We start from the raw sequence: 12,681 nt of genomic DNA on the forward strand, positions 1-12,681 counted from the left end.
GTGAACCTCCTTATTGTGGCACCATCCGTGGTGCGATTATTCCAGCACTAACGGATTCGGACCTCCATGACAGAGTGACCCATAGAGACTATGTCGCCATCTGCCAAGAGCCAGTTATCAATTGGCCCATCATTAACAATCGTGCCATTAGTTGAATGAAGGTCAACCAGAATGGCGTCGCGTCCGTCCCACGTAATCTCTGCGTGCTGACGCGAAACACCCGTATCCGGCAACCTGAAATCCGACGCGGTGCCACGGCCAATGATGTTTGAACCAGGTCGAACCTCAAACTTTCGGTTGGATCCGTCCTGCAAGTACAACGTGACAGTTGGGGTGTTCTGTTCCGGCTCCTGGGGTCCTGGGGGAACTTGCACCGGGCGCGAAGCGGTAGAAAACGTCTCGACGTGCGCATTCTCATTCTGCTGCGCGAAATCAGCGTCGGCGACATTATCGTCAGCGCTAACCCCGGATGCTGCTGGTGCAGCGGGTGCAGCGGGTGCGCCGGTCGTTGGCTTTGCGACGGAGTCCTGCCCAGGCGACGTACCCCAACCCTGGCTTTGCGCGGCCGGGTTATTGGACTTGTAGTTCGCTGGGTTGTTGTAGTCGCCAGCGTCGACATTATTAGCTTCGTCGTGTGGGCGGAATGCCGATGAGGTTGGTGCGCTCGCGGCGGCACCTGCGACTCCGGCAGCCGCGCCCGCACCAGCGGCTCCGGCAGCGACGTCGGCTCCAGCCACGCCAGCTCCGGAGTCTGCGGACTCCGAGGTGTTATTAGCATCAGGGGACCGGTTGGCTTGCGAGGATTCGTCGGGAAGATCAGTGAGAACCTGCCCATCCTCGCCGAGGTATGCGGACTGCGTGCCGGACTCTTCGAGGAATTGGCTGGCTGTCTTGAGCTGGCCGGTGTGCAAAGAATCGAGCTTTTGCAACACCACGGCAACTGGACCTGCAAGAACCCAGCCGTTGTTGCGACAGTAACGGGACATGCGGTTGGCAAGGTGCTCTGGCAGTTGTGGCTCGGTTGCGGTGAGGTTAGCGAAGTCCTTGGGGCTGATGCCGATGCGGAATTCGTTGGGTGCGAGGAAACGACCCTGGGCATCTTGCATCAGGAAGTCTTCGATTTCCTGCTTCAAGCACTCTTCGAGCTCATTCGGGACGACCTTGCCGCCAAAAACACGCGCAAAGCTATTGTCCAGACCACGCTGGAGCGAGCTGTCAAGCTTGCGGATGCGTCCAAGAAAATCCATCGAATGAATTATCGCCTTCTCCCGCTAAACTACGGCGGGTTATGAGAGCCACTGTGACTCAGGTCGTAACGTTACAAAAGTATCGAGTTGTAAAGATATGTCGAGAGCGTCAGGGTGCCAAGAGTTTTGTAAAGGTTAAGGCATGTGCGACACAACGTAAGAATGCTAATCGCTACGAATGACACTGTAAATAGACATCTATGTATCAGCCATTCGAGCGGTTGTAGAGCACCCTGCACGCGCTGATCTAACTACGCTTACCTATCTATATGCATCCCTCAAGCTCTTGTTATGCGTTTTCAGTATAGAGGCGACGCAGTCCATTCCCAGCTTTCTATGACGCTTTCCTGCTACTTTTCCCACGTCGGGTCAGCCGTTGGGGTTGGGTTGCTGGCTTTGCGACGGCGTCGTAAAGCTCCCTGAAAGTGCCTGTGAACTGCGCGTTTGGTGTTGGATACGCGCGCGGTGATATAGTTCTTTCGTTGCCACGGGCGAGTGGCGGAATGGCAGACGCGCTGGCTTCAGGTGCCAGTGTCCTTCGGGACGTGGGGGTTCAAGTCCCCCTTCGCCCACAAAGAGCGGTTCTCGAACTGCAATGGCCGGAGGTCACAAACTCGAAAGGGTATGTGACCTCCGGTTTTTTCGTGTCCGGGCACGAGTGTAGTCAAGTTTTGTGAATGCGGGAGTGTCTCGCGTAAGTCCCGGGGCTGGATGTGATCGGGCGAATGTTAGACTTGTCGCATGTTAATCATGGGTACCGGGTCGCTGCGTTTGCGCGACAACTGCTAACGCGGTTGCTTCCTGACTAATTGAGGGAACTTAACCGCCCCAGGCCATAGAGCCGGGCGGACGATTTGTTGTGCCCGGCTCCAAGAGAATCTATTTCTTTGGGGTACCCATGTCTGCATATTCATCTGGCCGACACGAATTGAGCCAGAATTTCCTCACCAACCAGAAAGCCATTCGACAGGTCATTTCACTTGTTGATGCCACCGACGGGGCGATACTTGAAATTGGCCCCGGTAACGGAGCACTAACACATCCGATGGCTCGTTCCGGTCGATCTATAACTGCCGTTGAAATTGATGGCCGATTAGTCGACACGTTGCGACGTGATGTGTCGAACGAGAATGTACGTATTGCGCATTCAGATTTCTTGCACTATCGGGTGCCAAAATCCATCGACGTGATCGTCGGGAATATTCCCTTTCACATCACGACCGCCATTTTGCGCAAGTTGTTTCGGGTTCCGGGCTGGACCGATGCTGTCTTGTTGATGCAATGGGACGTTGCCCGCCGTCGAGCTGGCATTGGAGCGTCGACATTGATGACCGCGCAGTGGCTGCCGTGGTTTGAGTTTTCATTGGAGGGGCGAGTTCCCGCCAGTGCGTTTACACCTCGGCCGAGTGTGGATGGAGGCATACTGTGTGTTCATCGACGCTCGAAGCCACTGTTGAGTTGGAATGACCGTGTGCCGTTTCAGTCAATGGTTCATGCGGTCTATTCAGGACGAGGTAGGGGCATCGTTGAGATCCTTGTCAAGCAAGGATTGTTTTCCACTCGTGAAGGTGCCCGTCGGTGGGCATCGGATCGTGGGATCAGCTCAAAAGCGCTGCCGACCTCACTCCATGTTGGCGATTGGGTTGATTTGTTTCGCACCACTGGTGTCTCACCACCGGTGAAGCGAAATCGGAAGAGTAAGCGAAACAAACATTACTAGGAGCTTCGGTTGTATAGCGTGGGTCGTGGCGAAGAATCTCGCGATGATCGAATTCCTGTCGAAGGCTGCGGGCGCGTCTGCGCAGCTCTTTGCAAAGCGCTTGTCTTGAGGCATCTGACTAAGCGCTCCCAATACACAGGTGTTCAGTTTGGGGGCTAAGCAGATTCTCGACTTCCAGTGTGATTCCAGCGAGTCAACCATCTCTCCACTGGTTGTCCTTGAGGTTGATGATCTGGATACCGCCCGGGGCAGGACCGAGTCGGCAGGAGGGACGATTACTGTCGAGTCCTTCGAATGCCCTGGTGGTCGGCATATGCATTTTCTGGTGCTCGGCGACAATGAGCTGGCTGTATGGGGGCGTGCCTGCCCATCGATTTTAGTACCGACGCTGTTTACGTTCGGACGCAACAGATCCAATCTGGTAGGGGAGCAGTGGATCTGTGCAGTGCTGATGTCAATGGGTGTGTAGGCTCAGCGTATGTTGACTGTGGCGCGGGCGGTTCATCCTGGACTTCGCAGATGCCTTGCTGCGCCGATGGTGGCATACGATCTGCTGTTGCCTGCAGATGTGGCGCACGTCGGTTTACCGAGTACTGCAGCGACGGTTGTCATAGCGGTTGACGAGGCGATGGATGTTGGGTGGTTCCATGAGCCGGAAACTTCCACGCGGCTGTGGTGTTCGATTTCGGGATTGCATCTTGGACCAGCGCTTATCCGCACGCATGGACTTCAGCGGGGTATCCACCTGTCTGTCACACCATTCGGGTGCCGAGCACTTTTCGGGGTCCCAATTAGTGCGGTTGCGGGTTGCATAGTGAACATGGCAGAGCTCCCTGGAGGTATCAGTGCTGTCGAGCACGAAGCGATCGTTGCCAAATCTACTTGGGATGCTCGATTGGTCGCAGTGGAAGAGTTGTTGCTTTCGAAGTTGCAGACAGTGCGAATCGCACCCGACATGAACCAGGCGTGGGCTTTGTTGACAAATGGTGCGCGGGTATCGCAGGTGGCAGGCGACGTTGGCTGGTCTCGCCGTCACTTGGTGAATCGGGTACGTGCAGAGTTTGGTGTAAGCCCCAAGCAAATCAGTCGATTGGCTCGTTTTGAACGGGCGCATCGATTGGTGACTACTGGCATGCAGTTGGCTGAAACTGCGCATGAGGTTGGGTACGCGGATCAGGCTCACCTGTCTCGGGAGTGGAGAGTTTTCGCAGGACGCAGTCCCAAAGCTTCATCCGAAGAGTTCCCAAAACTTCAAGACCTATTGCAATCAGGCTCTTAGATTGAGCGTATGACAACGAATAGATCGCAAGTCTTCCATTGTGTTAAGTACGCCGATGCTGACCGAGGATTGGTCTTCTTGACACAGATTGGATTCACTGAAGTGCTCGTCGTACGAAATGAGAATGACCTAAGTGTTATCGAGCATGCTGAGTTGTGTTGGCGCGACAACGGCGGGATCATGATGGGCTCCCTACGCGATGACAACACCAACGGCGCTAACGAAGTTGCTGGGCATAGTGTGTGCTATCTGGTCGTGTCAACTGATGTCGAAGTTGATCAAGTATTTGCGCAGGCAATGTCGGCAGGGGCCGAGTCGATAGAATCGCCTGCTGACCGATCTTTCGGGGGTCGTATGGCGACAGTCGCTGACCCTGAAGGCAATCTTTGGTCATTCGGTTCCTATGCGGGGAAATAGCTCTCGTCAATGTCGTTCTCATCGGTGCTCAATCGTGCGTAGACAAGTGCGTCAGTCCATACGTCTTTGCTGAACCAGTCTTGAAGGTGGTGTGCTTCGAGGCGCATTCCTACGCGATTTGCCAGTGCTGCCGATGCATTGTTTCGAGCATCCATTTGTGCAGTGATGCGGTGTGAACGATAGTGCCGGAACCCGAGCGTTAGAAGCGCCCGCACAGCCTCGCTGGCGAAGCCCTGCCCGTCAAGCACCTAACCGATCTTGGCTTGGCCATGTGCATGGTCGGTGAGCCTTAGTGCTACATCTCCGATCGGGGTGCCCGCGTACTCGATCACTAGCGCGAGTGCACCCTCGGTGGAATCGAGCCTGGCTGGATCGGAAAACAGTTGGAGCTCGCGCTTGCCGTCGGATGCTCATGAGCCCGCTGAAGGGGGAACACGAATCTCGCTGCCCCGTCACCGTGCGACCTCTAACCGTGGCGAGTAGTTCGAAGTCCCGGTACGGTGGACTCATCCGCAGGGGTGTGCGTTCTATCTGCCGACGAGGGTACGTGATCGGTCCCTGCTGTTGAAAGTTCCGTTGCAATGTGGCACCTAGCGGGCAGAGCGAAATAGGACAAATGTGCGGCATGAGTGTGCAAATGGTCATGGTTCCCCCGGAGGGTGCCGTTGAGGAGCTCATGGTGGACCGTCGCACAGGCCACTCTTGGACGGTCAATGTCGAGCCGTTCGAACTAGCGGCCACCGTGGTGACAAACGAGTTGTGGAACGAAGTGCATGGTGTCACTGGCGACCCAACCCGTACCCACTTTCCCAAGACCGAAGTGAGTTGGCGGGAAGCGATCCTGTTCTGCAACGCGCTCTCTACCAAAGAAGGGCTGGCGCCCGTCTATGAGGTGTTAGAGCGTGTAATCACCGCGCCTACACAGTGGCGTCCGCACAGTGAACCGGAGGCGGATGACTGGCTGGTGACTTGGGACCAGGACGCCGATGGTTACCGATTGCCGACAGATGCCGAGTGGCAGGTTGCCTGCAGGGCAGGCACTACTGGTGCGCGGTACGGGCGACTGGATGACATTGCCTGGTACGAGGGCAATTCCGAAGGCCACATTCATCCGGTGCAGACGAAGTCTGCGAACTCCTGGGGTCTGTTCGACCTGCTCGGAGATGTTTGGGAGTGGTGTTGGGACCTTTACGATCCAGAAGTCTATGGGGCGTACCGCATTATCCGCGGCGGCGGATGGAGCGATCCGGAATGGAGTTGTCGAGCAGGCGTGCGACGCAAGACCAGCCCGCTTGCGTCCTTCGATGATCTCGGTTTCCGCGTTGCTCGAGGCGCTACCCGATTCCCCACCTCTGCGCTGCCTGAATCGCGACCCTTTGGCTGATCGGATACATGTCTTAAGGGGGTGCTGTTGCAAAGTTGGGCGGAGAGCAGCGAAGACTCAGTTTCTCATTCCCTGATGGCCGCTGCGTGTGGGCGTTCTCAGACCGTCTCGAACACCCGGCTGACGATCACCGCGTCCGGGTTCGGTTGCCCGTAGGCAAACATCGCGCCCTGCCCTTTCCGCAATGAGTGCATCGCCTCCATCCCTTTCAACGTCCGATATGCAGATGTCCGGTTCTTAAACGCGCCTTTCGGCCCCAGGATTCGTTTCAGCCGGCCATGGTCGCCTTCCAGAACGTTGTTCAGGTATTTCACCTGACGGTGCTCCACTGTCGGTGGACAGATGCCTTCTTCCTTGAGCTCGGAGATCGCCTTGGCCAGGGAGGGTGCCTTATCTGTATTAATCACCCGCGGGGACCCGGCCGACGCGTTTGACCTCAGGGTCTTAGCCAGGAAACGCTTCGCTGCCGCTACGTTGCGCTTCGGGGAGAGGTAAAAGTCCAGGGTATGCCCACCGGCGGTGATCGCCCGATAGAGGTAGCACCACCTGCCGCCGACCCGGATATAGGTCTCATCCACCCGCCAGGACCGGGCCTGCCAGTCAGGTACCTGCCGGTACCACCGAGTTTGCTTGTCCAGCTCAGGGGCGTATTTCTGGACCCAGCGGTAGATCGTGGTGTGATCGACCGGCACGCCCCGCTCGGTCATCATTTCCCCCAGATCGCGGTAGCTCACCCCGTAGCGGCAGTACCACCGCACTGCCCACAGAATGATGTCACGGGGGAAATGACGACCGGAGAAGATACCCATGGCTGTGATTATTTCACGTCGATCTTCCTACTGCCCCAACTTTGCAACAGCACCAGATGAGGCCGGTGCATTACCTTTTCGAGCGCTTCGGACGAGGCGCGAAGGCAATGTGCGCGACAGGCTTGTCGGGCGTCACGTCTTTTACCCCTTCGGGTAGTGGATCAACTTGCGGGTTGAGTGGTGGGAAGAAGCGTTTTGCATAGTTGTTTGCCGAGACGATCGCCGCAATGCCTTCTCCTTGAGAGCACGAGTCCAACAGTTTTTCGGCGTAGTCGTACTCGTTGCGCTTCACTAAGTGGAACAGTGCTTCTCCACGCTCGATCATGTTGAGTGCCAAGAACTCTTCGGTGGAAATGAACGGGTCTTCTGGGGCGATGTAGGTTTCGTACTCGTGTCGCGTGCCCATGATGATTCTCCTTGCCTGGGGCGATTAACTGTGGTCTGAAGCCACTTCCGCAGGCGGAGGTTTTGACCTGGCCGAAACCGTAATTGGCGCAGTGAATTCGAGCCGGTGACAATGTCGCTGCCTATGTTGTTGGTGATGCGACGGTCAACATCGCTGGCGTTCTCGACAGTCTGTCCGAAAAGGTGCCGTCTGGAAGAAGTAGGTTCCGGAAACTCTCTTGAATGGCCGAATGGCTGTTCGGCCATTCAGCATCAACTAGTGCACGCCCTAAATGTGAGGCATGAAGCCATCGATCGCGAAACCTAGTAATCGAGCACCGCTACGCACGGCATCCAGACCGTGGATTCGAGTGTGTGTGAGCTGGGTGAAGGAATCAAGGGTCATGCGGGGCTCACTCAATGATGTGCTTGAGATAAGAGTGTGCGACGGCTCGAGCACTCTGGCTGGTGTGTTGACCCAGCGTGATAGCTATGGGTAGGTCCTCAAGCAAGGCCCACAGTATTTCGGAGGCAATTTCAGGGGTAAGCCCGTCACGCAAAGTGAGGTCGTGAAACAGTCCCGTGAACAGTTGCACCACCTCCGCGCGCCCACGGCCGAGGCGTGTGGCGGTATCGGGGTCTCGATGTGCCCGGTTGATGAACATCATATTGACCTGCTCAAACATCAGGTTGGTCTCGTCCACGGTAAGGATCTCGTCGACCACGGCACCGAGGATCGATGTCGGCGTAGGCGTTGCCAGCGCCACAACTGCCCGTTCGATGCGCTCGGTGCGCTGTTGCTGGGTGTACTCGAGGACGAAGTCCAACATTGCCTTGCGATCCTCGAAGTAGTGCTGCACCGTTCCCATTGACATGCCAGCTTGCTGAGCAACGGCGCGCAGGCTGGCATGGTCGAGGCTGCGTTTCGATGCAACCTCCACGACCGCCTGGGCGAGCTCACGGCGGCGTACCTGGTGATCCACGATTTTCGGCATCGGTCTTCCTTTTGCTGGGTGGTGTGGGATATTATCATGCACATGACTGATAAAGGCAACTGGTCTCCGACGCTTATTGGATCACTCAAGGGGCGTAGAGCGGTGATCACGGGTGCCGATCACGGCCTGGGTCGCGAGATCGCAATGCAATTGGCCGTCCACGGCTGTGCGATTACCATGCTCGGTAATGAGACGGAGAGAGCGGGAGCCGTCCGAGCAGAATTGTCTGCCCAACAGCCGGACGTTTCGGTTGATGTTGCTTTCGTCGATCTGGCGGATCTGGACTCCGTGGCAGAGTGTGCAGCGACAATGATCGACACCGGCCGACCGATTGACTTATTGGTGAACAATGCTGGTGTCATGATGCTGCCCTATGGAACTACGTCCCAGGGTTTCGAACGTCACTTCGGAATCAACCACCTGGGTCATTTCGCCCTCACTGGACAATTGCTGCCACTGCTGACATCGACTCCGGGCAGTCGGGTCGTCACCATGGCAAGCAATGGTCACAAAATGCCCGGTTTGAACTTCAACGATGTCTGTTCTGGCGAGGACTATAACGCCATGCGTGCTTATGGGCGAAGCAAGCTAGCCAACCTCCTCTTCAGTCAGGAGCTCGCTCGACGACTGGCAGCGAGTGGGTACTCCACGCTGTCAGTCGCAGCCCATCCGGGGCAGAGCTCCACCAATCCCGGAAACCGGAAGGGTTTGCGAGCTTTCATTGACAGCATTGTTGGGCAGAGCCCGGCTCGTGGAGCTAACCCAGCTTTGCGGGCTGCTACCGATCCAGCTGCAGTCTCGGGCGACTATTACGGCCCCGGGGGCTTCGGTGAGCTGCGGGGACCCGCCGTGCGTGTCAAGCCGTCCCCGGCTGCGCTCGACGGGGATTTGGCTAACGAACTCTGGAAACGCAGTGAGGATTGGACTGGTGTGAACTACTAATCCCGAGTCATAAGTCTCGTCGCAGCACTCCAAAGCTACGAATCAAACAGCCTGACTGCTCGATACAGGGGTGCTCTCGAACTTCCTGACCGCGTTGCCACCGAACTCTTGACGACGGAACGCGACACAAATGTGGCGGGAGTTCTGAAGTGGAAGATCGAGGGGTCGGATGTGGCCGTTGAGGGGGTCGTCGAAAAGCTATTCAGCATCCGAAACCGCCACTAGTTACACCAGTTTCTTCACCAATGCCTTCGCGAGCTTTTCGGATGACTGCGGGTTCTGCCCGGTAAACAGGTTGTCATCTTGAACAATATGAGGTCGGAAAGGGAAGCTCATCGAGTAGTCCAGCCCGGCTTCCTCGAGCTTGTCCTGGAGCAGCCATTTCGCCTTCCACGAAAACGGATTGATGCGCTCCTCCACATTGGACAGCGCAGTCACTCGTCGTCCAGCAAAGGGCGAGCGCTCGGAGTCTGTGCTCGTCGCAAGCAAAGCAGCTGGTGCATGGCACAACAGTGCAAGGAGCTTCCCTGATGCTAAACGCTTGTTGAGCATCGTGCCGACGGTCGCATCATCAGACAAATCCTCCATGGGACCGTGACCGCCAGGGAAGAAAATCAGATCGTAATCGTCGGCAGAAACCTGATGCAGATCTTTCGGGTTCGCAAGGACGATGTCCAGCTCGCGAAGTCGCTCCTCCAACTTCTTTGCCGCATCGGGGAAGACTCCGCCTTTCATGCTCAAGCTGAGCCTGTCGACAACCGGCCGCTTGCCCCCAGGCGTTGCAACCTCGACGTCGAATCCGGCATCAACGAAAGTGTCGTACGGTACGACGAACTCTTCTGCCCAAAATCCAGTTGGGTGCTTGCTTCCATCTTTCAAGGTCCAGGAGTCGGCTGCGCTGAGCGCCATCAGAATGGTTGTCATAACCGCGAAGCTTAAAAGCCAGCTCGGTCATATTTCAATAGATAAGCGGTTGCAATTCTGTAAACGGCAATTCCGTAAACGTCAACTGCGACTCGCCATAGCGCTACCGAGATTCCCCGACGGTATCGCCACCGAACTCTTGACGACAGTAACCGATGCCAATGTGGTGGGAGTCCTGAGTTGAAAAATAGACGGGGCGAATATAGCTGTGGAGGGAGTCATCGAAACGCCACTTCAGATTGATCTGAAAATGCGCAAGCGCGCGGCCGAGCGACTACGGTTCTGTGTAAACGTCGGCATCGTTTTCAGGCGCGTGGGGTTTTCCGTAGCCACAAGCGCGGTAGCGGTATTCAGGGCGCGGAGACCTTGAATGTTGTATTGGGGCAGATGGGGTTAGCTAAATTTATGTCGGACAAATATAGCGGGCTTAAATAACTAGACAATCGAAGTGCTTGGTAGGAAAGGTATCCCATGAAAAGGCCACTACTTTGGGCATCGGTTGTCTTCGTTTCTCTCGTATTAGGCGGAGTTTCAGTTCTTGTCTTGATTCTCGCCCGCTACTGATAGCCAGCGTTGCCATAGGCACTGTAGTTTCGCTACTTGCATTGTTAGAAGGCCTGCTACATAAGCCACGATTCATGCCTTCCAATTCATATTCGGTCCGTGCCTTACTATCTGCCTATGGCTTTTCATCATGGTTCTTCCTTGAGCTCGGGGACATCAACTTGCCCGGTTTCATTGCCATGGTCTTAGGGACAGTAGGGATTATGATATCTGGTTCCTGGTGGTCAATAGTGGAAGAAACATAAGTCGCATCATTATCAATCTTCTTCCGCAAGCCACCGGCATAATGCCGTTGTAGCAGCTTCTATTCCTCCTGGATAGGAGCTTTCGACATAGGGGCTTACGCTTTCGAAGATGCTCCTGGCGAGTGCTTCTCTATCGCTTTCAGGAACGATGTGTCGCGCTTCGTCAAGAGGAACTTTCAACTCGACAGTGGGGCTGCATTGCATCGAGTAGGAGCGTAGATCTTCGGAATAAATACGGATGGAACATCCGGTGAGATGCGATTCCAGGACTACGTTGCCAAAGATCAGGGTGGTGAAAGTCTTTTCAATCATGTTGCGAGATTAACTACGAAACCACCTCGTTGTGTAGCTTTTGGCTTCTTGCTCTCGCTAGTCGACGGTCCCCGCATACCATCCAACTGGCACTGGCCGAGTGCGTACTGGGATGACTGAACCCGGATTGCTCCGTTGATAGTCGGCATGGGAAACGTGTGTCGCAGGAAAGCGAGGAGAATGAGAGTCTGAGCCCGGTCTAGCGTGTTCGACGAGTCAGAATTAGTCGTTAAGCTGTTAACGAAATTAAGTTAACTCGTCTGCCAATGTGTACGCCGAACCGGAGAAGCGCATGACTACAGCAAAGCAATCACTCATCATGGCCGGTATCGGAGTGCTCGGCGTCGTGGCCGGGTTTGCGTGGCTCCCCGGCTTCTTCGGGCAACTGGCCTTCATTGGTGGCCTCGGATTCGTCTTCGCAGCGATGATCCTGCCACTCATGAAGATAATCCCGCGTAAAACCCTTAGTTGGGTTGCCCTGTTGTCAGCTGTATTTGTGGCGTTCTGTTATTACAGGTTGCGACAAGAGGCTAATCTTTCAGTGATTTTTTCTCCGTGGCTACTGGGATATCCGGCAGTCGGGGTGGTCATCAATGTAGCAATCCTGAAGTTCGCCAGCAATGAACCTGGCCACTAAGAACGGTCTGCATTCCCAGCCTCCCGTGCACTCACTCGTTTCGCCATTGTTCGTCCCATTGCCCGCAGTGTCAGCAAAAACGGCAGTCGTGCATAACGCTTCGAATACCATGCGAACAGGGCAAATGCGTCCGGTGTAACCACCGTTCGACGCGCCTCGATACCCTTCAACGCTCGTTGAGCAATGACTTCAGACGTCAACCACGTCCCATTGAGAAGCTTACGAGCCGTCGCATCCATCGCATCGTCGTCGCCAACCAGCGAATCCGCAAGCCCCGACTTAAAGAACTGCGGGCACACCACGGTCGTACTGATCCCACGGTGCCGCAGCTCCGCGTCCAACGTTTCACCCAACGCAACCATCGCGGCCTTCGTAGTGTTGTACGTTGCCATCCCCGGCGCATGAACAAGACCCGCCAGAGATGCGGTCAGCACAATTTGTCCACCGTCATTGAGCTTTGCGACGAACGCTCGAGCACCTCGCACCGAACCCAGAACATTGATGTCCAGTGCTCGCTGCCATGTCTCAATCGTGGTCTTGGTGATGCGCCCACCAATGGCGATACCCGCGTTACTGACAAGAATGTCCAGCTCATCGACGGCATCCGCGGCAGCCCGCCAATCATCATCACTGGTTACATCTAGTTTTCGGTAGACCCAATCACCGTCTAGAGCCGCGACGTTGCGTGGGGCTTCAGCGTGCACATCAGTAACGATCACGTGGTCGCCTTTAGCGAGAAAAAGCTTGGCCAGCTCCAGTCCGAGTCCTGATGTCGCGCCGGTGATTAGTACTGTGCGTGGTGCGCTGTCTTTGTGTCGCATG

15 protein-coding genes and 1 tRNA gene are annotated in these 12,681 nt (G+C 55.8%); 8 read left to right on the top strand and 8 right to left on the bottom strand.

Going from position 1 to position 12,681, the window contains the following annotated elements:
• Positions 1-47: 47 nt before the first annotated feature.
• Positions 48-1,247 (bottom strand): DUF3662 and FHA domain-containing protein, encoded by a 1,200-nt coding sequence (locus WG938_RS00325; protein ID WP_339976410.1) that lies wholly within the window; start codon positions 1,245-1,247, stop codon positions 48-50.
• A gap of 489 nt (positions 1,248-1,736) precedes the next feature.
• Between WG938_RS00325 and WG938_RS00330 the strand changes: the two genes are divergently transcribed.
• From WG938_RS00330 to WG938_RS00350, 5 genes are all read left to right on the top strand, one after another.
• Positions 1,737-1,819 (top strand) — tRNA-Leu (locus WG938_RS00330).
• A 326-nt stretch (positions 1,820-2,145) separates the two neighbouring features.
• Complete coding sequence (gene erm / locus WG938_RS00335) at positions 2,146-2,967, top strand: 23S ribosomal RNA methyltransferase Erm (RefSeq protein ID WP_339976412.1); 822 nt, start codon at positions 2,146-2,148, stop codon at positions 2,965-2,967.
• 148 nt (positions 2,968-3,115) lie between these two features.
• Positions 3,116-3,436 carry a VOC family protein gene (locus tag WG938_RS00340; protein WP_339976414.1) on the top strand — a complete coding sequence of 107 codons (321 nt, stop codon included), beginning with the start codon at positions 3,116-3,118 and terminating at the stop codon, positions 3,434-3,436.
• 9 nt (positions 3,437-3,445) lie between these two features.
• A complete protein-coding gene (locus WG938_RS00345; RefSeq protein WP_339976416.1) occupies positions 3,446-4,246 on the top strand; it encodes a helix-turn-helix domain-containing protein in 801 nt (266 codons plus the stop codon).
• Between the two features lie 9 nt (positions 4,247-4,255).
• Entirely contained in the window at positions 4,256-4,663 is a 408-nt protein-coding gene (locus WG938_RS00350) for a VOC family protein (RefSeq protein WP_339976418.1), read from the top strand.
• On the opposite strand, the gene WG938_RS00355 is transcribed toward WG938_RS00350, so the two are convergent.
• Positions 4,648-4,911, bottom strand: a complete 264-nt coding sequence (locus WG938_RS00355; RefSeq protein WP_339976420.1) for a GNAT family N-acetyltransferase — start codon at positions 4,909-4,911, stop codon at positions 4,648-4,650. The genes WG938_RS00350 and WG938_RS00355 overlap by 16 nt on opposite strands.
• A gap of 377 nt (positions 4,912-5,288) precedes the next feature.
• On the opposite strand from WG938_RS00355, the gene WG938_RS00360 reads away from it, so the two are divergent.
• Positions 5,289-6,047: a formylglycine-generating enzyme family protein gene (locus WG938_RS00360; protein ID WP_339976422.1), complete on the top strand. Its 759-nt coding sequence runs from the start codon at positions 5,289-5,291 to the stop codon at positions 6,045-6,047.
• Between the two features lie 98 nt (positions 6,048-6,145).
• On the opposite strand, the gene WG938_RS00365 is transcribed toward WG938_RS00360, so the two are convergent.
• From WG938_RS00365 to WG938_RS00375, 3 genes are all read right to left on the bottom strand, one after another.
• Positions 6,146-6,856: an IS6 family transposase gene (locus WG938_RS00365; RefSeq protein WP_339976424.1), complete on the bottom strand. Its 711-nt coding sequence runs from the start codon at positions 6,854-6,856 to the stop codon at positions 6,146-6,148.
• Between the two features lie 70 nt (positions 6,857-6,926).
• A complete protein-coding gene (locus WG938_RS00370; RefSeq protein WP_339976426.1) occupies positions 6,927-7,262 on the bottom strand; it encodes a hypothetical protein in 336 nt (111 codons plus the stop codon).
• Between the two features lie 391 nt (positions 7,263-7,653).
• A complete protein-coding gene (locus WG938_RS00375) occupies positions 7,654-8,235 on the bottom strand; it encodes a TetR/AcrR family transcriptional regulator (RefSeq protein ID WP_339976428.1) in 582 nt (193 codons plus the stop codon).
• 42 nt (positions 8,236-8,277) lie between these two features.
• On the opposite strand from WG938_RS00375, the gene WG938_RS00380 reads away from it, so the two are divergent.
• The gene (locus WG938_RS00380) at positions 8,278-9,177 is read left to right on the top strand and encodes an oxidoreductase (RefSeq protein ID WP_339976430.1); all 900 of its coding nucleotides are present in this window, start codon (positions 8,278-8,280) and stop codon (positions 9,175-9,177) included.
• Positions 9,178-9,402: 225 nt separating this feature from the next.
• Here the strand turns inward: WG938_RS00380 and WG938_RS00385 are convergent, their stop codons facing one another.
• The gene (locus WG938_RS00385; protein WP_339976432.1) at positions 9,403-10,101 is read right to left on the bottom strand and encodes a type 1 glutamine amidotransferase domain-containing protein; all 699 of its coding nucleotides are present in this window, start codon (positions 10,099-10,101) and stop codon (positions 9,403-9,405) included.
• An 821-nt stretch (positions 10,102-10,922) separates the two neighbouring features.
• Complete coding sequence (locus WG938_RS00390; protein ID WP_339976434.1) at positions 10,923-11,222, bottom strand: hypothetical protein; 300 nt, start codon at positions 11,220-11,222, stop codon at positions 10,923-10,925.
• Between the two features lie 292 nt (positions 11,223-11,514).
• Here WG938_RS00390 and WG938_RS00395 point away from each other — a divergent pair, with 292 nt between their 5' ends.
• The gene (locus tag WG938_RS00395; RefSeq protein ID WP_339976436.1) at positions 11,515-11,859 is read left to right on the top strand and encodes a hypothetical protein; all 345 of its coding nucleotides are present in this window, start codon (positions 11,515-11,517) and stop codon (positions 11,857-11,859) included.
• Here the strand turns inward: WG938_RS00395 and WG938_RS00400 are convergent.
• Positions 11,856-12,680, bottom strand: a complete 825-nt coding sequence (locus WG938_RS00400; protein WP_339976438.1) for an SDR family NAD(P)-dependent oxidoreductase — start codon at positions 12,678-12,680, stop codon at positions 11,856-11,858. The two genes, WG938_RS00395 and WG938_RS00400, sit on opposite strands and share 4 nt — an antisense overlap.
• Position 12,681 lies beyond the last annotated feature (1 nt).

Origin of the sequence: Corynebacterium sp. H113 (assembly GCF_037572315.1) — a bacterium.
Taxonomy (GTDB): domain Bacteria; phylum Actinomycetota; class Actinomycetes; order Mycobacteriales; family Mycobacteriaceae; genus Corynebacterium.

Coding starts and splice junctions, on each gene's coding strand:
- WG938_RS00325 (WP_339976410.1), bottom strand. CDS start 1,247: ATGGATTTTCTTGGACGCATCCGCAAGCTTGACAGCTCGCTCCAGCGT.
- erm (WP_339976412.1), top strand. CDS start 2,146: ATGTCTGCATATTCATCTGGCCGACACGAATTGAGCCAGAATTTCCTC.
- WG938_RS00345 (WP_339976416.1), top strand. CDS start 3,446: ATGTTGACTGTGGCGCGGGCGGTTCATCCTGGACTTCGCAGATGCCTT.
- WG938_RS00350 (WP_339976418.1), top strand. CDS start 4,256: ATGACAACGAATAGATCGCAAGTCTTCCATTGTGTTAAGTACGCCGAT.
- WG938_RS00360 (WP_339976422.1), top strand. CDS start 5,289: ATGAGTGTGCAAATGGTCATGGTTCCCCCGGAGGGTGCCGTTGAGGAG.
- WG938_RS00365 (WP_339976424.1), bottom strand. CDS start 6,856: ATGGGTATCTTCTCCGGTCGTCATTTCCCCCGTGACATCATTCTGTGG.
- WG938_RS00370 (WP_339976426.1), bottom strand. CDS start 7,262: ATGGGCACGCGACACGAGTACGAAACCTACATCGCCCCAGAAGACCCG.
- WG938_RS00375 (WP_339976428.1), bottom strand. CDS start 8,235: ATGCCGAAAATCGTGGATCACCAGGTACGCCGCCGTGAGCTCGCCCAG.
- WG938_RS00380 (WP_339976430.1), top strand. CDS start 8,278: ATGACTGATAAAGGCAACTGGTCTCCGACGCTTATTGGATCACTCAAG.
- WG938_RS00385 (WP_339976432.1), bottom strand. CDS start 10,101: ATGACAACCATTCTGATGGCGCTCAGCGCAGCCGACTCCTGGACCTTG.
- WG938_RS00390 (WP_339976434.1), bottom strand. CDS start 11,222: ATGATTGAAAAGACTTTCACCACCCTGATCTTTGGCAACGTAGTCCTG.
- WG938_RS00395 (WP_339976436.1), top strand. CDS start 11,515: ATGACTACAGCAAAGCAATCACTCATCATGGCCGGTATCGGAGTGCTC.
- WG938_RS00400 (WP_339976438.1), bottom strand. CDS start 12,680: ATGCGACACAAAGACAGCGCACCACGCACAGTACTAATCACCGGCGCG.